At 72.2% G+C, this 14,850-nt stretch carries 17 protein-coding genes; 8 read left to right on the top strand and 9 right to left on the bottom strand.

What is annotated here, in order from left to right; translation table 11 throughout:
• The first annotated feature begins 8 nt into the window (after positions 1–8).
• Complete coding sequence (locus ACGFMM_RS13715; protein WP_393646154.1) at positions 9–719, top strand: Imm52 family immunity protein; 711 nt, start codon at positions 9–11, stop codon at positions 717–719.
• Complete coding sequence (locus ACGFMM_RS13710; RefSeq protein WP_393646152.1) at positions 716–1,141, top strand: hypothetical protein; 426 nt, start codon at positions 716–718, stop codon at positions 1,139–1,141. Before ACGFMM_RS13715 ends, ACGFMM_RS13710 begins: the two co-directional genes overlap by 4 nt.
• A 4-nt stretch (positions 1,142–1,145) precedes the next feature.
• Here ACGFMM_RS13710 and ACGFMM_RS13705 read toward each other — a convergent pair whose 3' ends face one another.
• From ACGFMM_RS13705 to ACGFMM_RS13690, 4 genes are all read right to left on the bottom strand, one after another.
• Positions 1,146–2,576 (bottom strand): SMI1/KNR4 family protein, encoded by a 1,431-nt coding sequence (locus ACGFMM_RS13705; protein ID WP_393646149.1) that lies wholly within the window; start codon positions 2,574–2,576, stop codon positions 1,146–1,148.
• 75 nt (positions 2,577–2,651) lie between these two features.
• Complete coding sequence (locus ACGFMM_RS13700) at positions 2,652–3,164, bottom strand: DUF664 domain-containing protein (protein WP_393646147.1); 513 nt, start codon at positions 3,162–3,164, stop codon at positions 2,652–2,654.
• Entirely contained in the window at positions 3,161–3,559 is a 399-nt protein-coding gene (locus tag ACGFMM_RS13695) for a DUF1992 domain-containing protein (RefSeq protein ID WP_393646145.1), read from the bottom strand. The genes ACGFMM_RS13700 and ACGFMM_RS13695 overlap by 4 nt, the downstream gene beginning before the upstream one ends.
• A 164-nt stretch (positions 3,560–3,723) precedes the next feature.
• Positions 3,724–3,927, bottom strand: coding sequence for a cold-shock protein (locus ACGFMM_RS13690; RefSeq protein WP_016645643.1), 204 nt, complete (start codon positions 3,925–3,927; stop codon positions 3,724–3,726).
• A 260-nt stretch (positions 3,928–4,187) separates the two neighbouring features.
• Between ACGFMM_RS13690 and ACGFMM_RS13685 the strand changes: the two genes are divergently transcribed.
• Positions 4,188–5,051, top strand: a complete 864-nt coding sequence (locus ACGFMM_RS13685) for a menaquinone biosynthetic enzyme MqnA/MqnD family protein (protein WP_393646143.1) — start codon at positions 4,188–4,190, stop codon at positions 5,049–5,051.
• Positions 5,052–5,070: 19 nt separating this feature from the next.
• Here the strand turns inward: ACGFMM_RS13685 and ACGFMM_RS13680 are convergent, their stop codons facing one another.
• Entirely contained in the window at positions 5,071–6,114 is a 1,044-nt protein-coding gene (locus ACGFMM_RS13680) for an alpha/beta hydrolase (RefSeq protein ID WP_393646141.1), read from the bottom strand.
• A gap of 96 nt (positions 6,115–6,210) precedes the next feature.
• Here ACGFMM_RS13680 and mqnC point away from each other — a divergent pair, with 96 nt between their 5' ends.
• Both mqnC and ACGFMM_RS13670 read left to right on the top strand, forming a co-directional pair.
• Positions 6,211–7,425, top strand: a complete 1,215-nt coding sequence (mqnC, locus tag ACGFMM_RS13675; protein WP_393646317.1) for a cyclic dehypoxanthinyl futalosine synthase — start codon at positions 6,211–6,213, stop codon at positions 7,423–7,425.
• A 7-nt stretch (positions 7,426–7,432) separates the two neighbouring features.
• On the top strand, positions 7,433–8,029 hold the full coding sequence (locus ACGFMM_RS13670) for a hypothetical protein (protein WP_393646139.1): 597 nt from the start codon (positions 7,433–7,435) through the stop codon (positions 8,027–8,029).
• A gap of 12 nt (positions 8,030–8,041) precedes the next feature.
• Here ACGFMM_RS13670 and ACGFMM_RS13665 read toward each other — a convergent pair whose 3' ends face one another.
• On the bottom strand, positions 8,042–8,866 hold the full coding sequence (locus ACGFMM_RS13665; protein WP_393646137.1) for a hypothetical protein: 825 nt from the start codon (positions 8,864–8,866) through the stop codon (positions 8,042–8,044).
• Between the two features lie 10 nt (positions 8,867–8,876).
• Complete coding sequence (locus ACGFMM_RS13660; protein WP_393646135.1) at positions 8,877–9,431, bottom strand: SigE family RNA polymerase sigma factor; 555 nt, start codon at positions 9,429–9,431, stop codon at positions 8,877–8,879.
• A gap of 169 nt (positions 9,432–9,600) precedes the next feature.
• Between ACGFMM_RS13660 and ACGFMM_RS13655 the strand changes: the two genes are divergently transcribed.
• A complete protein-coding gene (locus tag ACGFMM_RS13655; RefSeq protein ID WP_393646133.1) occupies positions 9,601–10,299 on the top strand; it encodes a demethylmenaquinone methyltransferase in 699 nt (232 codons plus the stop codon).
• Positions 10,300–10,410: 111 nt separating this feature from the next.
• A complete protein-coding gene (locus tag ACGFMM_RS13650; RefSeq protein WP_393646131.1) occupies positions 10,411–11,694 on the top strand; it encodes a geranylgeranyl reductase family protein in 1,284 nt (427 codons plus the stop codon).
• On the opposite strand, the gene ACGFMM_RS13645 is transcribed toward ACGFMM_RS13650, so the two are convergent.
• Positions 11,660–12,655 carry a helix-turn-helix domain-containing protein gene (locus ACGFMM_RS13645; protein WP_393646129.1) on the bottom strand — a complete coding sequence of 332 codons (996 nt, stop codon included), beginning with the start codon at positions 12,653–12,655 and terminating at the stop codon, positions 11,660–11,662. The two genes, ACGFMM_RS13650 and ACGFMM_RS13645, sit on opposite strands and share 35 nt — an antisense overlap.
• Positions 12,656–12,738: 83 nt before the next feature.
• Between ACGFMM_RS13645 and ACGFMM_RS13640 the strand changes: the two genes are divergently transcribed.
• Positions 12,739–13,620, top strand: coding sequence for an NAD(P)-dependent oxidoreductase (locus tag ACGFMM_RS13640; protein ID WP_393646127.1), 882 nt, complete (start codon positions 12,739–12,741; stop codon positions 13,618–13,620).
• Between the two features lie 89 nt (positions 13,621–13,709).
• Here ACGFMM_RS13640 and ACGFMM_RS13635 read toward each other — a convergent pair whose 3' ends face one another.
• The gene (locus ACGFMM_RS13635; protein WP_393646125.1) at positions 13,710–14,507 is read right to left on the bottom strand and encodes a C40 family peptidase; all 798 of its coding nucleotides are present in this window, start codon (positions 14,505–14,507) and stop codon (positions 13,710–13,712) included.
• Positions 14,508–14,850: the final 343 nt, after the last annotated feature.

The following is a 14,850-nucleotide window of genomic DNA, read 5'->3' as shown; positions in this document are numbered from 1 at the left end:
TGCTCGCCATGCGACGTGTAGTGGTACGGGCCTTCTGGGGCCCCAGGGAAGAGACGGTCGAGGAGCTCGCCGCCCGCTGGGCCCGGACCCTGGACCGCGTGACGCGACTGCTGCCGCCGCAGGGCGGCGGCGCGTGGACGCTGCGCCGGGTGGGCGGCTCCGGCGCGGCGGCCGTGGTGACGCCCGACGAGGAGTCCCTCGCGGCCGCGCTCCGCGCCGTGCAGGCCGCCGACGACTGGTCGTCGGGTTCCGGCACGGACCTGCGCCTGCTCGCCGAGGACGGCCTGGGCCGGACGCTGGAACTCGGCGGACGGGCGGGCGCGGCCGCGGAGTTCGTCCTGATGGCGATGCTGCTGACGGTGCGGGTCCCCGAGGACGAGGAGCTCCCGTACCCGGAACTGCTCACCGCGCTGGCGGAGGCCTGGTCCCCCGACTTCGGCGGAGTGGTGGACGACGACGTCCTGGACACCCTGGAGGACGACGGCGACTTCGCGCCGAGCGACCCGGCGATCGGCTGGGCGGGCTATCTCTCCCCGGCCCGCGCGACCCTGGTCCCGCGTGACTTCCCGGCCGGCGCCGAGCCCTTGTCCACCGGCGGCGCCCTGCTGGACGTGGCCTCGCCCGACGACACCGCCGCGGTCCTGCGCGCCAACCTCCTCCTGCGCACCGCCGGGGCCCTCCAGCCCCTGCCCCGGCCGATGGACCGGCCCCAGCTGTGACCCCCGACGAGCTGACCGCGGCGCTCGGCTCGCCCCTTCCCCCGGAGGGCTTCACGGTCCTCCGTCTGTGGGAGGGCCCGAGCCTGGTGGGCGTGTACGAGGAGGAGTGGGCTGCGGCGGAGTCGCGAGCCCAGGACCGGCTGTCCGCGCTCACCACGGCCCTGGACGCGCGGTGGGGCCCGCACCGCCGGGTCGGCATGCGCGTCCCGATCTTCCGGGGCGTCGCGGGCGCCCCGATGCCGGCCCTGTTCCAGAGCCTGGTCGACCAGGACCTCCTGGGCGATCTGGCGGTCTGGGGCCCGGTCGGCGACGACGGCCGTCATGTAGGCGTCTCCCTCAACCAGAGCGACGGCGACGCCCCGATGATCGTCGCGGCGGTCGTCTCCCGGGAGCCGATCGTCGAACTGGAAGACGAGGACTGACGAGTTACTCCGCCGGGTCGTCCGGGTCGTCCAGGTCGCCCTCGAGCACGGTCTCCTGGATCAGGGGGCGGTTCCACAGGGTCAGCAGTTCGTTGGCGACGGCGGTGACGGCCAGCGGGTGGTGGTTGCGGGGCTCGATCGCGGCGGCCTTCAGGGTGCGGGGGACGGCGCCGGCGTCCAGCAGGACGCGCCAGTCCTCGGGGGTGAGCTTCAGGAACTCCAGGTGCTTCAGCTCCGCGATCTCCAGCGGGTCCGCGAGCGTGTCCGGGTACGCCGTCAGGGTGCGCAGGCGGGGGAGGGCCGCGAACGGGGCCAGGCTCAGCGGGGCCGTGTCCCAGACGCCCAGGCACAGGACCTCCAGGCCCGGATGCGCGGCGGCCTCGACGTCGGGGACGTGCGAGGCGTTGACGTACGCCACGGGCGGGGCGGCGGTCGCGTGGCCCCTGCCCCTACGGCCCGTCGCGCGGCGGCCAAGGACCAGGTCCGTCAGGGAGTCGGCGACCAGGCCCGCGCCGACGGACTCCTCGTGACTGATGATCACGATCTGGCCGACGTGCCCGGACGGGCCGGGCGTCAGGTCGATCGCGATCCGGTCCCCGCCCCCGTTGTCGCCGAAGACCAGCCACCCCGGCGAGCCGACCAGCCCCTGCACGGCCGCGTCCGGCGCGGTGCCGACCGCCTCCGTCGCCGCGTGCGGCCAGAGGCTCTCGCGGGTCGCGGCGTGGGCCACGTACACCTCGGCCGGCGGGAACACCTCGCAGCCGAGCTGCCTGAAGACGCCGACGGCCCGTTCGTAGTCGCCGCCCCAGTCCTTCCAGCGCGCCCGCGTCACCCGGTACAGCGCCCTGAGTTCCTCGGGCAGCGCCAGGCCCAGCCGGGCCTCCGCCGCCGCCAGTTCCTCCTCCGTCGCGCCGACCTCGTCCGGCAGCCGCTCCCGCAGCGTCCGCTCCAGAAGCTCCGGGTCCCGCGTCGGGGCCGGGACCGTCCCGGGGTACGTCTCCGGAAGCCGCAGCCACGGCTCCGGCACGGCGCCCTCCACCAGCAGCAGCGCCCCCGGGTCCTGCCCGCCGATGCCGTCCTCCACGGCCGGGCCCGGTTCGAGGACGTGCACCACGGCGCGCCGCCCGCCGTCCGCGAACCGCGCGACGAACCGGACGCCCCCCTCGTCGTCCTCCGGCAGCAGCGCTCGCACCCGGTCCACGGCGGCCTGCTCCCGCTCGAACTCGCCGGCCGCCGGCCTGCGGCCGAAGTCGCGCTGCACCGGAACGCTCCAGCCGCCCCTGCCGATCCGGCCGGCCGGACAGCCGTCCGGCCCGGACTGGCGTGCGTCGCCGCACTCGCGCAGGAGCCGTATCAGCGGCGCCCAGGTCGTGAAGTCGTGGAGCGTCGGGGCGAGCGGGGACAACCGGGCCTCCAGGGGGCGCGACACCAGCACGGACGTGACTCGTCCCGAGTATGGCCGCCGCCGCTGACAGCCCCGCGTGCCCGAGTGGCCCGCGTGGCCCGCGCGCTACGCCCTTCGTTCCGCCAGGCCCCGTACGTACGCGGCCTGTCCGGCGTGCTGGAGGTCGTCGGCGATGACGCTGATCAGGCGGACGCCGAGCGTGACCGGCGGGTTCCACGACGTGTCGACGACGCGCTCCAGGTCCGCGTTGGTCACGCCCTTTACGTGCTCCAGGGTGCGCGCGTGGACCGCGTCGTAGTAGCCGAGCAGGAGGTCGCCGGGGACGTGGACCGCCGCGACCTGGGCGCTCGTGTGGCCGAAGCCCGTGGCGGCGGGGGCGAAGGGCAGGCCGAAGCGGTCCGCCCAGCCGTCCCGGGTCCACAGCTGGCCGTCCAGGCCGAAGGCGTCGGTGATGTGGTCGTCCTGGATACGGGCGAGGTGCCAGACCAGCCAGGCGATCGAGTTGGCGTCCGGGTCCGGCCGGTACGCCAGCTCCTCGTCCAGCAGGCCCTCCACGGCCTCGTGGACGGCTTCCTGGACACGGCCGAACGCGTCGGCGAGCAGTTCGGGGGTTCTCATGCGCGGGCCTCCCGCCAGGCGGCGACCTCGGCCTCGACGTCGAACGGCCGCAGCTTCGCGGGCGGGCCCTCGGGCGGCCGCCGCAGCGCCTCCCCGATCTTCTCGTTGATCTCGGTGAGAATGCGCCTGACCTGCTGTTCCGTCGCCGCGGCGGCCGCCTTTGCCGCCGCGTCCTCGGCCTCCTTGCGGAGCGCCAGCGAGGGCGGCAGCACGGTCAGGCCCTCGCGGTGGAGCTTGCCCTTGACCCACCACAGCGCGTCGTACGGCGCGGTGTCGTCGGCCAGCGGCTTGCCGAAGCCGGCCAGCTCCCGGAACTCTCCGCGACGCTCGGCGTCCCGGATCTGCTTGTCCACGAAGGACTCGAACTCGACTCCCGGCGGTTTGCGCTCCGTCATGCCTTCCAGCGTAGGCAGAAGCGGCCGGAACGGCAGGGGCTCCCGGAAAGGCAGAAGGCAGGAGTGCCCGGAGGAAAGGCAGGAGCCCCGCTGCCGCGCCGGGAAGACGCGGGAGCGAGGCTCCTTGGGTACTGCACTCAGTTCTGGATCGTCGACCCGGGCGACTAGGCCGGGGTGACGTTCTCCGCCTGCGGGCCCTTCGGACCCTGGGTGACGTCGAAGGTCACCGCCTGGTTCTCCTCGAGGGAGCGGAAGCCGCTCGCGTTGATGGCGGAGTAGTGGACGAAGACATCCGGGCCGCCGCCTTCCTGGGCGATGAAGCCGAAGCCCTTTTCAGCGTTGAACCACTTGACGGTTCCGGTAGCCATGAGCCCTCCTATGGGCCAAAGGGTCGCCCTGCTCCAGAACCTGCAAACAAGTCTGAAAACTACAAAAGCCTGCGGGTTACATGCTCCGCAGGCTCTGTACTGCAAGGGAAACCAAACTGCAACTTGCGTTGAGCGTAGCACGCAGAGTGTGCGTGAGGGTAGAGGGAAAGATCACGTCACCCTCATGTTTGACATGATCCCTACGCGCTGACGGCCCACCCGCCGATGTCCACCGATCGAGACGGGTCTAGCCTCGCGATGTGGACAATGCAACCGACGACTGCCAGCGCGACCGGCCCCGGGTCGGCCACATCCAGTTCCTGAACTGTCTGCCGCTCTACTGGGGCCTTGCGCGGACCGGAACGCTCCTCGATCTCGAGCTCACCAAGGACACCCCGGAGAAGCTCAGCGAACAGCTGGTCCGCGGCGACCTGGATATCGGTCCGGTCACCCTCGTCGAATATCTCCGGAACGCCGGCGAGCTCGTCGCGCTGCCGGACATCGCCGTCGGCTGCGACGGCCCGGTGATGTCCTGCGTGATCGTCTCGCAGCGCCCGCTGGGCGAGCTGGACGGGGCGCGGGTCGCTCTCGGCTCCACCTCCCGCACCTCGGTGCGGCTGGCCCAGCTGCTGCTCTCGGAGCAGTACGGCGTCTCCCCGGACTACTACACCTGCCCGCCCGACCTCGGCCTGATGATGCAGGAGGCCGAGGCGGCGGTGCTGATCGGCGACGCGGCGCTGCGCGCCTCGCTGCACGACGCGCCGCGCCTCGGACTGCAGGTCCACGACCTGGGGACGATGTGGAAGGACTGGACGGGCCTGCCGTTCGTCTTCGCCGTCTGGGCGGTCCGCCGGGACTACCTGGCCCGCGAGCCGGAGACGGTCCGCGAGGTGCACGAGGCCTTCCTGGCCTCCCGCGACCTGTCGCTGACCGAGGTCACCAAGGTGGCCGAGCAGGCGGCGCGCTGGGAGGCCTTCGACGCGGCGCTGCTGGAGCGGTACTTCACCACCCTGGACTTCCGTTTCGGGCCCGAGCAGCTGGCCGGCGTGCACGAGTTCGCCCGCCGGACCGGTCCGACGACCGGGTTCCCGGCGGACGTGAAGGTGGAGCTGTACCGGCCGTAGCCCGGCCCGGGGCGGGCGGCTACGGGGCCGGTATCGGGGCCTGCATGTGCGCGCTGATCCAGGCGATCGAGCCGTCGCCCATGCCCCGTACGTACGAACGGGCGTTGTGGCCGCCGTCCTGGATGACCTGGAGGCGGGTCTTCACCGGGCCCTTGGTGTAGTTCCGGATGAAGGACTTCAGGTTCTTCATGCCGGACTCCTTGGTGCCGATCTGGAAGGCGAGATAGACGTCGCTCGCCTTCCCGCCCGGCTTGCCTGCGAGCGCCTTGGCGAGGCGTTCGGGGTTGTTGGCCTGCCGCTCGGTCTCGTGCCCGGCCCACAGCGGGGAGTCGGGCACGGTGTCGGGGCCGGAGGCGATGACCGCCTTGAACTTGTCGGGGTGCTGCAGCACGGACTTGAGTCCGACGAAGGCGCCGGACGACGAGCCCATGAACGCCCAGCCGTCCCGGGAGTCGAAGGTGCGGAAATTCGCCCGCACGAAATCCGGCACGTCCTCGGTCATCCAGGTGCCCATTCTCGGCTGCCCGGGTATATCGCTGCCGTCGTAGTAGTACTTGTCGTCCGGGTTGAGCACGGGCATCACGACGATGAACGGAAGGCTTTTCCCTTCCTGCGACCACTTGCTGATGCTGCTCTGCAGTTTCAGGTCGGTGCCCATCCAATAGTTATTGGGGTAGCCGTTTCCGCCGGGCAGCGCGATCAGCACCGGGAAGCCGCTCTTCGCGTACTTCGGGTCGAAATACTGCTTCGGGGCCCACACCCACACCTTGCCCGTGAAACCGGACTTCTCGCCCTGCAGCGTGGTGACGGCGATCTTCGTTCCGTCGTCGAGGGTGTTCGAGACGGTGAAGTCGGCCTTCGGGCCCGTCGGCATCAGCGATCTGGGGCCGGCCGGGGCCGTGGGGGAGTTCGTGGCGGTGGGGCGCGGCGCGGCGCTGCCCTGGGCGGGTGCGGCGCTCGGTCCGTCGAAGGAGACCGGGTCCCCCTCGTCGGAGCAGCCGGCCACCAGGGCGACCGAGGCGAGGGCGAATGCGGCGGCGAGGGTCCGGGTGCGGTGGTTCACGCAGGGGAAGAGGGGCGGGGCAGTCAATCGGTTGGCTGACCCCCTGGCGTAGGCTTGCCGCGCATGTCCAGTAACCCTCCGAAAGGGACGCACCCGGTGAACGAGAAGGCCGAGCTCACGTCTTTTGATGTCACAGCCGTTCTCGACCGCGCCGCCGACGGTGGCCGGATCACGCCGGAGGAGGCCCTGGAGCTGTACCGCTCCGCGCCGCTGCACGCGCTGGGCGCGGCCGCCGACGCCGTGCGCCGCCGCCGCTACTCGGGTACCGAGCACATCGCGACGTACATCATCGAGCGGAACATCAACTACACCAACGTCTGCGTGACGGCGTGCAAGTTCTGCGCCTTCTACGCGCCGCCGAAGGACACCAAGAAGGGCTGGACCCGGGACCTCGACGACATCCTGCGCCGCTGCGCGGAGACCGTGGAGCTGGGCGGCACGCAGATCATGTTCCAGGGCGGGCACCACCCGGACTTCGGCGTCGAGTACTACGAGACGCACTTCTCCGCCATCAAGAAGGAGTTCCCGCAGCTCGTCATCCACAGCCTGGGGGCGAGCGAGGTCGAGCACATGGCGCGGATCTCCAAGGTCTCCGTCGAGGAGGCGATCACCCGGATCCACGCGGCCGGTCTCGACTCCTTCGCGGGCGCCGGCGCGGAGCTGCTGCCGGCCCGGCCGCGGAAGGCGATCGCCCCGCTGAAGGAGAGCGGCGAGCGCTGGCTGGAGATCATGGAGATCGCCCACGGGCTGGGCGTCGAGTCGACCTCCACGATGCTGATGGGCACCGGCGAGACCAACGCCGAGCGCATCGAGCACCTGCGGATGATCCGCGACGTGCAGGACCGGACGGGCGGCTTCCGGGCCTTCATCCCGTACACGTACCAGCCGGAGAACAACCACCTGAAGGGCCGTACGCAGGCCACGATCTTCGAGTACCTGCGGATGATCGCGATCGGGCGGCTGTTCATGGACAACATCGCCCACATCCAGGGCTCGTGGCTCACCACGGGCAAGGAGATCGGGCAGCTGACCCTGCACTACGGCGCGGACGACCTCGGCTCGATCATGCTGGAGGAGAACGTCGTCTCCTCGGCGGGCGCCAAGCACCGCTCCAACCTGCGCGAGATGATCGACATGATCCGCACCGCCGACCGGGTCCCGGCGCAGCGCTCCACCACGTACGAGCACCTCGTCGTGCACGACGACCCGGCGAACGACCCGGTCGACGAGCGCGTCGCCTCGCACATCTCGTCCACCGCGATCGAGGGCGGCACGGCGCATCCCGAGCTGAAGCTGCTCGACGCCCACTGAGCCGGCCGTGCTGACGATCCACGTCGCCGAGGCGTCGCCCGAGACCGCGGTCCTGGTCGACGGTGCGCAGCTCGCGGCCGTCGGCCCGTACGAGGAGCTGGCCTCCGCGACCCAGGCGCGGGTGCGGCGGTGGCCCGGCATCCTGACGCCCGGGCTGCTCAACCCGTACGGGCCCGAGCTGCTCGAACAGACCTACCACCCGGACCCGCGCGAGGCCGACGAGCTCGGCACCGCGCCGATCACCGGGGAGCGGGCGCGGGCGATCTTCCACGCCGACCCCGCGCGGCTGGGCGCGAGCGCCCGGCGCGGGGTGCAGCGGCTGCTGGCCCATGGCACGGTCGCGATCGCCGGCGAACTGCGGGCCCGCGCGGTCGTGGACGCGGTCCGGCGGGCCGGCCTCGCGGTCGGGCGGCGCCCCGCGTCCCTGCCGGGGCCGCCGTCGCTGTCCCCACGGCCGCTGGTGCTGCTGCCTCCGCTCGCCCCCGGCGGCCCGGCCCGGTTCGCCGTCTTCGACGTGCCCGACCGCGAAGCGCTCGTCCGCCTCGGCCCGTCGACCTGCGTGGCCACCGTCCTCGCCGGGCGGCTGGTGCACCGGCGGCGCTGAGCCCCGCGGTGGTCAGCCGCCTCGGACCGGCGACCGGTACGTCTCCACCGGGTTCTTCTCCCAGTCCGCGACGAGGTCCAGGAAGCGGGAGTCGGCGGGGAGGGCGGCCAGCTGCCGGGGGGTGACCGGCGACGACACCGACTTCTTGCCCGGCTCCTCCATCGGCGTGCTTGCGACCATCACGCGGCTCTTGCCGTGGACGAAGGCGATCCGCGTGTGGAAGGTGTCCAGGTCGTTGATCGGCTCCCGGTACGCGTGGACCACGAGGCCCCCGGCGAGGGTGATCTTCTCGCAGGTTCCCCCCTTCGCCGGCATGTTCGCGCAGGTGTCCGGCCCGTCGTCGCCCTTCGGACGCACGGTCATCTTCAGCGAGAAGTACCGGCCATGGGCCTTCACCCGGTACAGGCTCCCATTCCCCAGGACGGGCCGGATGTCGCCGACCGCCGGCGGCAGCAGCTCGTCGAACAGGGCGACAGCGCGCTGCTGGAACTGCGCCGCACGGGCCCGCTCCGCCTCGGTCATGGCCGAGGGCTCCTGGCCCGGCGTCGGTTCGAGCTCCACCGGGGTGGCGTACGGCGTCGCCGCGGCCGGCGGCGCGGCGCCGACCCCGGCCTGCCCGGCTGTCGCGCTGCCCGCGTCCGGCAGCAGCGTGAGGCCGACCGCTGCGGCGGTCACCGTCGCGAACGCGCCGCCGACGACGGTCAGCCGGGCGCGGGCGCGCCGGCGGCGGCCCAGCCGGACCGCGACGGGCGTGAGATCGGGGAGGGGCGGCAGCCCCTCGGCGGTGCGGTCCATGGCGGCGCGGACCATCGTGGTGTCGTCCGTCGTGTCGTGCACGGCGGCCTCCTCAGCTTCCGTTGGCGTGGGCAGGGGTGGCGGAACCGGTCGCGCTGTACAGGTGCGCCTCGCCCAGGCGCTCGCGCAGCCGGGCAAGCGAGCGGGAGCACTGGCTCTTCACGGTCGACTCGCTGCACCGCAGCAGCCCCGCGACCGTCTCCACGCTGAGGTCCTCCCAGTACCGCAGGACGACCATGGCGCGAGCCCGCGGCGGCAGCTCGGCCAGCGCGGAGAGCAGGGTGACCCGCACGTCCGCGTCGCCGGGCGCGCTCACCGCCGCGGTGCCGCCGGAGCGGCCCGCCCGGGTGTACGCGAGCAGGTCGCGCAGTCCGCGCCGCCGCTCGGCGAGGAAGGTGCGGGTCAGCACGGTCTTGGCGTACGCGTGCGGGTGCTCGGCGGCGCCGGCCCGCCGCCAGTGCTGGAACACCTTGGCCAGCGTGGTCTGCGTGAGGTCACGGGCCTGCTCCGCGTTGCCGCAGAGCAGGTACGCCGTGCGGTACAGCCGCTGCTGCCCGGCCCGGGCGAACTCCTCGAACCCGGCGTCCGGGTCGTGTGCCGCCTGCATCGCACTCCCTTCGTCGGCGCGTCGGCGCCCCCCCGACGTCGCGTGTGCTCCGTCGACCGTCCTTGAGCGCGCCCGTCGGGGAAAGGTTGAAGGGGGCCCGGAGAAATTTTCGGGCGGCTTCGGGGGGACGGGCCCGAGCTCTCGGGGAGGCGGCTGCGACAATGGCCGCGTGACGCGAGCAACCCTGGACAAGCAGCCGCACGAAGTCGCCACGATGTTCGACGGCGTGGCGGCGAACTACGACCTGACCAACGACGTGCTCTCGCTGGGCCAGGACCGGCGCTGGCGCAAGGAGGTCGCCAAGGCGGTCGACGCCCGCCCCGCGCAGCGGATCCTCGACCTCGCCGCGGGCACCGGCACGTCCTCGCTGCCGTTCGCGGCGACCGGCGCGTACGTCGTGCCCTGTGACTTCTCGCTCGGCATGCTCCGCGAGGGCAAGAAGAAGCACGGCTGGCTCCCGCTGACCGCCGGCGACGGCACGAAGCTGCCGTTCCGCGACGAGGTGTTCGACGCGGTGACGATCTCCTTCGGGCTGCGCAACATCCAGGACACCGACGCCGCGCTGCGCGAGCTGTACCGGGTCACCAAGCCCGGCGGCCGCGTGGTGATCTGCGAGTTCTCGCACGCCACCTGGGCCCCGTTCCGCACGGTCTACGAGGAGTACCTGATGAAGGCGCTCCCGCCGATCGCGCGCGCGGTCTCCTCGAACCCGGACGCGTACGTCTACCTCGCCGAGTCCATCCAGAGCTGGCCGGAGCAGCCGGAGCTCGCCCGGATGATGCAGAAGGCCGGCTGGCAGAAGGTCGCCTGGCGCAATCTGTCCGGCGGCGTCGTGGCCATGCACCGCGGCTTCAAGCCGGAGGCCTGAGCCCGTCAGGCGTTCTGCGGCCCGCTCGTGATCCCGTCCCGGGGCCGCGCGCCGCGGGCCGCGCAATAGACTTCCCACCGACCTGCCGTCGACTCTCCGGAGGACCCCGTCGTGACCGAGCCGCTCTCCGAGCACCGCGCAGATGTGATCGTCGTCGGGGCCGGCCCGGCGGGCTCCACGACCGCGTACTACCTGGCGAAGGCGGGACTCGACGTCCTGCTCCTGGAGAAGACCGCGTTCCCGCGCGAGAAGGTCTGCGGCGACGGTCTGACCCCGCGCGCCACCAAGCAGCTCGTCGCCATGGGGATCGACATCTCCGAGGAGGCCGGCTGGCTGCGCAACAAGGGCCTGCGGATCATCGGCGGCGGGGTGCGGCTCGAGCTCGACTGGCCGGATCTCGCCTCGTACCCGAACTACGGACTGGTCCGCAAGCGCGACGACTTCGACGAGCAGCTGGCCCGCCAGGCGCAGAAGGCCGGCGCCCGGCTGTACGAGCAGTGCAACGTGGGCGCGCCGATCGTCGACGACCGCACCGGCCGGATCACCGGCGTGCACGCCAAGCTGGGCGACGAGAAGCGCGAGGTCACCTTCCACGCGCCGCTGGTCGTCGCCGCCGACGGCAACTCCACGCGCCTGTCGCTGGCCATGGGCCTGCACCGGCGCGAGGACCGGCCGATGGGCGTGGCGGTCCGCTCGTACTTCACCTCGCCGCGGCATGACGACGAGTACCTGGAGGCCTGGCTGGAGCTGTGGGACCGGCGCGGTCCGCAGGACCGGCTGCTGCCCGGCTACGGCTGGATCTTCGGCATGGGCGACGGCACCTCCAACGTCGGCCTCGGCATCCTCAACTCCTCCTCCGCCTTCCGCGAGCTGGACTGGCGCGAGGTGATGAAGGCCTGGTGCGCCTCCATGCCGGAGGAGTGGGGCTTCACCCCGGAGAACATGACCCAGCCGATCCGCGGCGCGGCCCTGCCGATGGCCTTCAACCGGCAGCCGCACTACACCAAGGGCCTGCTGCTCGTCGGCGACGCGGGCGGACTGGTCAACCCGTTCAACGGCGAGGGCATCGCGTACGCGATGGAGTCCGGCCAGATCGCGGCCGATGTCATCGTGCAGGCGCACGCCCGCGCGACCCCGGCCCAGCGCGAACTGGCCCTGCACCACTACCCGAAGGTCCTCAAGGACACCTACGGCGGGTACTACACGCTGGGCCGCGCGTTCGTGAAGCTCATCGGCAACCCGAAGATCATGAAGATCGCGACCCAGCACGGCCTGAGCCACCCGGTCCTGATGAAGTTCGTCCAGAAGATGCTGGCGAACCTCACCGACCCGACCGGCGGCGACGCCATGGACCGCATCATCAACGGCCTGTCGAAGGTGGCCCCGAAGGCCTGAACGCCCGGCGGTACTCGCCGGGGGAGACCCCGACCGTACGGGCGAAGTGCCGCCGCAGGTTCGCCGACGAGCCGAGCCCGCACTGCTCGCCGATCCGCTCGACGGGCAGGTCGGTGCGCTCCAGGAGGGTCTGGGCGCGGGCGATCCGCTGCTGGAGCAGCCACTGCAGCGGGGTCGTCCCGCAGGCCTCCTGGAGCCTGCGGTGGAAGGTCCGGGCCGACATCCGGGCGCGGCGGGCCAGTTCGTCGACGGTCAGCGGCGCGTCGAGCCGCTCGGCGGCCCACTGGAGTACCGGGCCGAGGCTGTCGTCGTCGGTGGGCGGCAGCGGGGCCTTGATGAACTGGGCCTGGCCGCCGGTGCGGTGGGCCGGCACGACGAGCCGCCGGGCGAGCTGTCCGGCGACGGCCGCGCCGAGGTCCCGGCGGACCAGGTGCAGACAGAGGTCGAGCGCCGCGGTGGCCCCGGCGCTGGTGAGCACAGACTCCTCGTCGGTGTAGAGCACCGAGTCGTCGACGACCACCCGCGGGTGGCGGGCTGCGAGCTGGGCGGCGTGCACCCAGTGGGCGGTGGCCCGCCGCCCGTCGAGGAGACCGGCGGCGGCGAGCGCGAACGCGCCGGTGCACAGCGACACCATCCGGGCCCCGGAGTCGGCGGCGGCGCGCAGCGCCTCGACGAGTTCGGCCGGCACCTCCTCGCCGTCGTCCACGACCGCGTCGGGGACGGAGGGCACGATCACGGTGTCCGCGCCGACCAGGCCGTCGAGCCCGTGGTCCGCGCGCACCGAGAAGATCCCGGCGTCGCCGGCGTCCCCGCACAGCCGCAGCTCGTACCAGGGGTCGGCGAGATCGGGCTGCGGGATGCCGAAGACCGCGCAGGCGATGGAGAGTTCGTACAGCTCCCACAGAGAGGTGCCGACCCGGGGATCCGGTACGACGGCGACGGCGACGACTCCTGGGCGCATGCCGCGACCCTATGGCAGGAATCGTGCGGGCGGCGTCAGTCCTGCCACTGTCGGCCGGATTCCGCCGCTGAGAGCGTGAAGCCATGAACGACCACGTGAACGACAAGCCTTCCGTCACCGTCCTGGGCCTCGGCCAGATGGGCGCGGCCCTCGCCGGCGCCCTGCTCGCCGCCGGGCACCCCACCACCGTCTGGAACCGCACCCCGGCCAAGGCCGGGCCGCTCGCCGCCCGCGGGGCGGTGCACGCCGCCTCGGTCGCCGAGGCCGTGGAGGCGAGCGAGCTGGTCCTGGTCTGCGTCCTGGACTACGGCTCCGTGCGCGAGCTGCTCGCCCCGGTCGCCGACCGGCTGCGCGGCCGGGTCCTGGTCAACCTCACGTCCGGGTCGCCCGAGCAGGCCCGCGCGGAGGCGGAGTGGGCGACGGGGCACGGCATCGGCTACCTGGACGGAGGGATCATGACGACCCCGCCCGGCGTCGGGGATCCGGCCAACATGATTCTCTACAGCGGCGACCCGGAGCTGCTCGCCGCGCACCGCGAGACCCTGGCCGTGCTCGGCGACCCGGTCGGCCTCGGCGCGGACGCGGGCCTGGCCTCGCTGTACGACGCGGGACTGCTCGGCCTGATGTGGTCGGTCTTCGGCGGCTGGCTGCACGCGACGGCGCTCGCCGGCGCGGACGGGGTGGCGGCCCGGGACTTCACGGCGCTCGCGACCCGCTGGCTGCGGACGGTCGCCTGGTTCATGACCGGGTACGCGGAGCAGATCGACGCGGGCGCGTACCCCGGTGACGACGCCACCATCGACGTCCAGATCGCGGCGATCGGCCATCTGCTGCACGCCGGCGAGGACCGGGGCGTGGACTCCCGGCTGCCCGAGCTGCACCTGGAGCTGATGCGGGCCGCCTCGGCGGCGGGCCACGGCGGGGACAGCTATGCCCGGATCATCGAGCAGTTCCGGAAGAAGTAGGGCGAACAGGACGAAGGGCCGTCGCTCCCCCGAGGAATGACGGCCCTTCGCCGTGGTTCAGCGGTGTCCGCGGATCAGCGGTCGGCGGATCAGAGGATCCGGACGGCGCCGGCGGGCTGGTCGTAGTCCAGGGAGCGCTCGACGACACCGGTGGACGGGTTCTGCGCGCCGACGAACTTGCCGCCGCCGACGTAGATCGCCACGTGGTACGAGCCGCTGCGGCTGCCCCAGTAGAGGATGTCGCCGGGCTGCAGGCTGTCGAGGGAGACCGAGCGGCCCATGCTCGACTGGTCGCTCGAGATGCGCGGCAGGTCGATGCCGGCCTGGCGGTACGCGGCCTGGACGAGGCCGGAGCAGTCCCAGGAGTTGGGGCCGGTGCTGCCCATGACGTACGAGTCGCCGACCTGGGCGCGGGCGAAGGCGACGATCGCGGCGGCGGAGCCGGTCGCCTGCGGCGTCGAGGAGTCGCTCGCGGAGTACGAGGAGAGGTTGGTGCGCTCGGAGGTGCGGGAGGCGCGCTCCTTGGCCTCACGGGCCTTCTCGGCGCGCTCGGCGTCGGCCTTGCGCTCCGCCTCGGCCTTGGCCTTCTTGGCGGCCTTCACGGCCTCCACGTTGGCGGCGTTCTCCTGAACGGCGAGGTTCAGGTCGAGCGCCTCCTGCTGCGACGCCTCGGCGGCGGCCGCCACGGCGGTCGACAGCTCGGTGTCGAGGGAGCCGATCGTCGGCATCTCGATGGTCTCGGTCACCGGCTCGGCGTTCGCCGGCCCGGCGGCGCCGGCCACCGCGATGGTGCTGAGGACGCCACCGGCAACTCCGGCCCGGAGCGCGATCGTCGAGGCGCTGCGGCGGGGCTTCCGGTGGCTGGGTATGTGAGCGGTTCGGGACATGAGTACAACCGGTATCAGCCTCCGCAGGTTCCCTTCAAGAAACGTGTGTTGCGCCACAGTTACGTTCGGAACCACATAATCCGCTTCTCTCCCGGCCTTATTGACGGCACAACGGACAATACGGGCAGCGGCGATCAGGGGCTTGATCAAGGGTTTTCCGCGAAACGTCCGAATTGACCTTCGCTTACCACTCCTTCACGCCGATGGCCAAGCCCTGTTTATTTCGGGTTCCCTTCGTGTGAGGCAGGTCACACCTAGGGGTTCTCGGCTCGTGAATGCGCGCACGTGTCCACTTGCGTACCGCCGGCCCCTCGACCGGGCGATGGCGAGTCGCTATATCACC

Origin of the sequence: Streptomyces sp. NPDC048604 (genome assembly GCF_043199435.1) — a bacterium.
GTDB lineage: Bacteria > Actinomycetota > Actinomycetes > Streptomycetales > Streptomycetaceae > Streptomyces.
This window is presented reverse-complemented; position numbering and strand designations above follow the sequence as displayed.

Bases quoted from the DNA above. Each gene is read 5' to 3' on its own strand.
- ACGFMM_RS13715 (WP_393646154.1), top strand. From the start codon at position 9: ATGCGACGTGTAGTGGTACGGGCCTTCTGGGGCCCCAGGGAAGAGACG.
- ACGFMM_RS13660 (WP_393646135.1), bottom strand. From the start codon at position 9,431: ATGCAGGCGGCACACGACCCGGACGCCGGGTTCGAGGAGTTCGCCCGG.
- ACGFMM_RS13695 (WP_393646145.1), bottom strand. From the start codon at position 3,559: ATGACGGAGCGCAAACCGCCGGGAGTCGAGTTCGAGTCCTTCGTGGAC.
- ACGFMM_RS13635 (WP_393646125.1), bottom strand. From the start codon at position 14,507: ATGTCCCGAACCGCTCACATACCCAGCCACCGGAAGCCCCGCCGCAGC.
- ACGFMM_RS13700 (WP_393646147.1), bottom strand. From the start codon at position 3,164: ATGAGAACCCCCGAACTGCTCGCCGACGCGTTCGGCCGTGTCCAGGAA.
- ACGFMM_RS13645 (WP_393646129.1), bottom strand. From the start codon at position 12,655: ATGCGCCCAGGAGTCGTCGCCGTCGCCGTCGTACCGGATCCCCGGGTC.
- ACGFMM_RS13690 (WP_016645643.1), bottom strand. From the start codon at position 3,927: ATGGCTACCGGAACCGTCAAGTGGTTCAACGCTGAAAAGGGCTTCGGC.
- ACGFMM_RS13640 (WP_393646127.1), top strand. From the start codon at position 12,739: ATGAACGACCACGTGAACGACAAGCCTTCCGTCACCGTCCTGGGCCTC.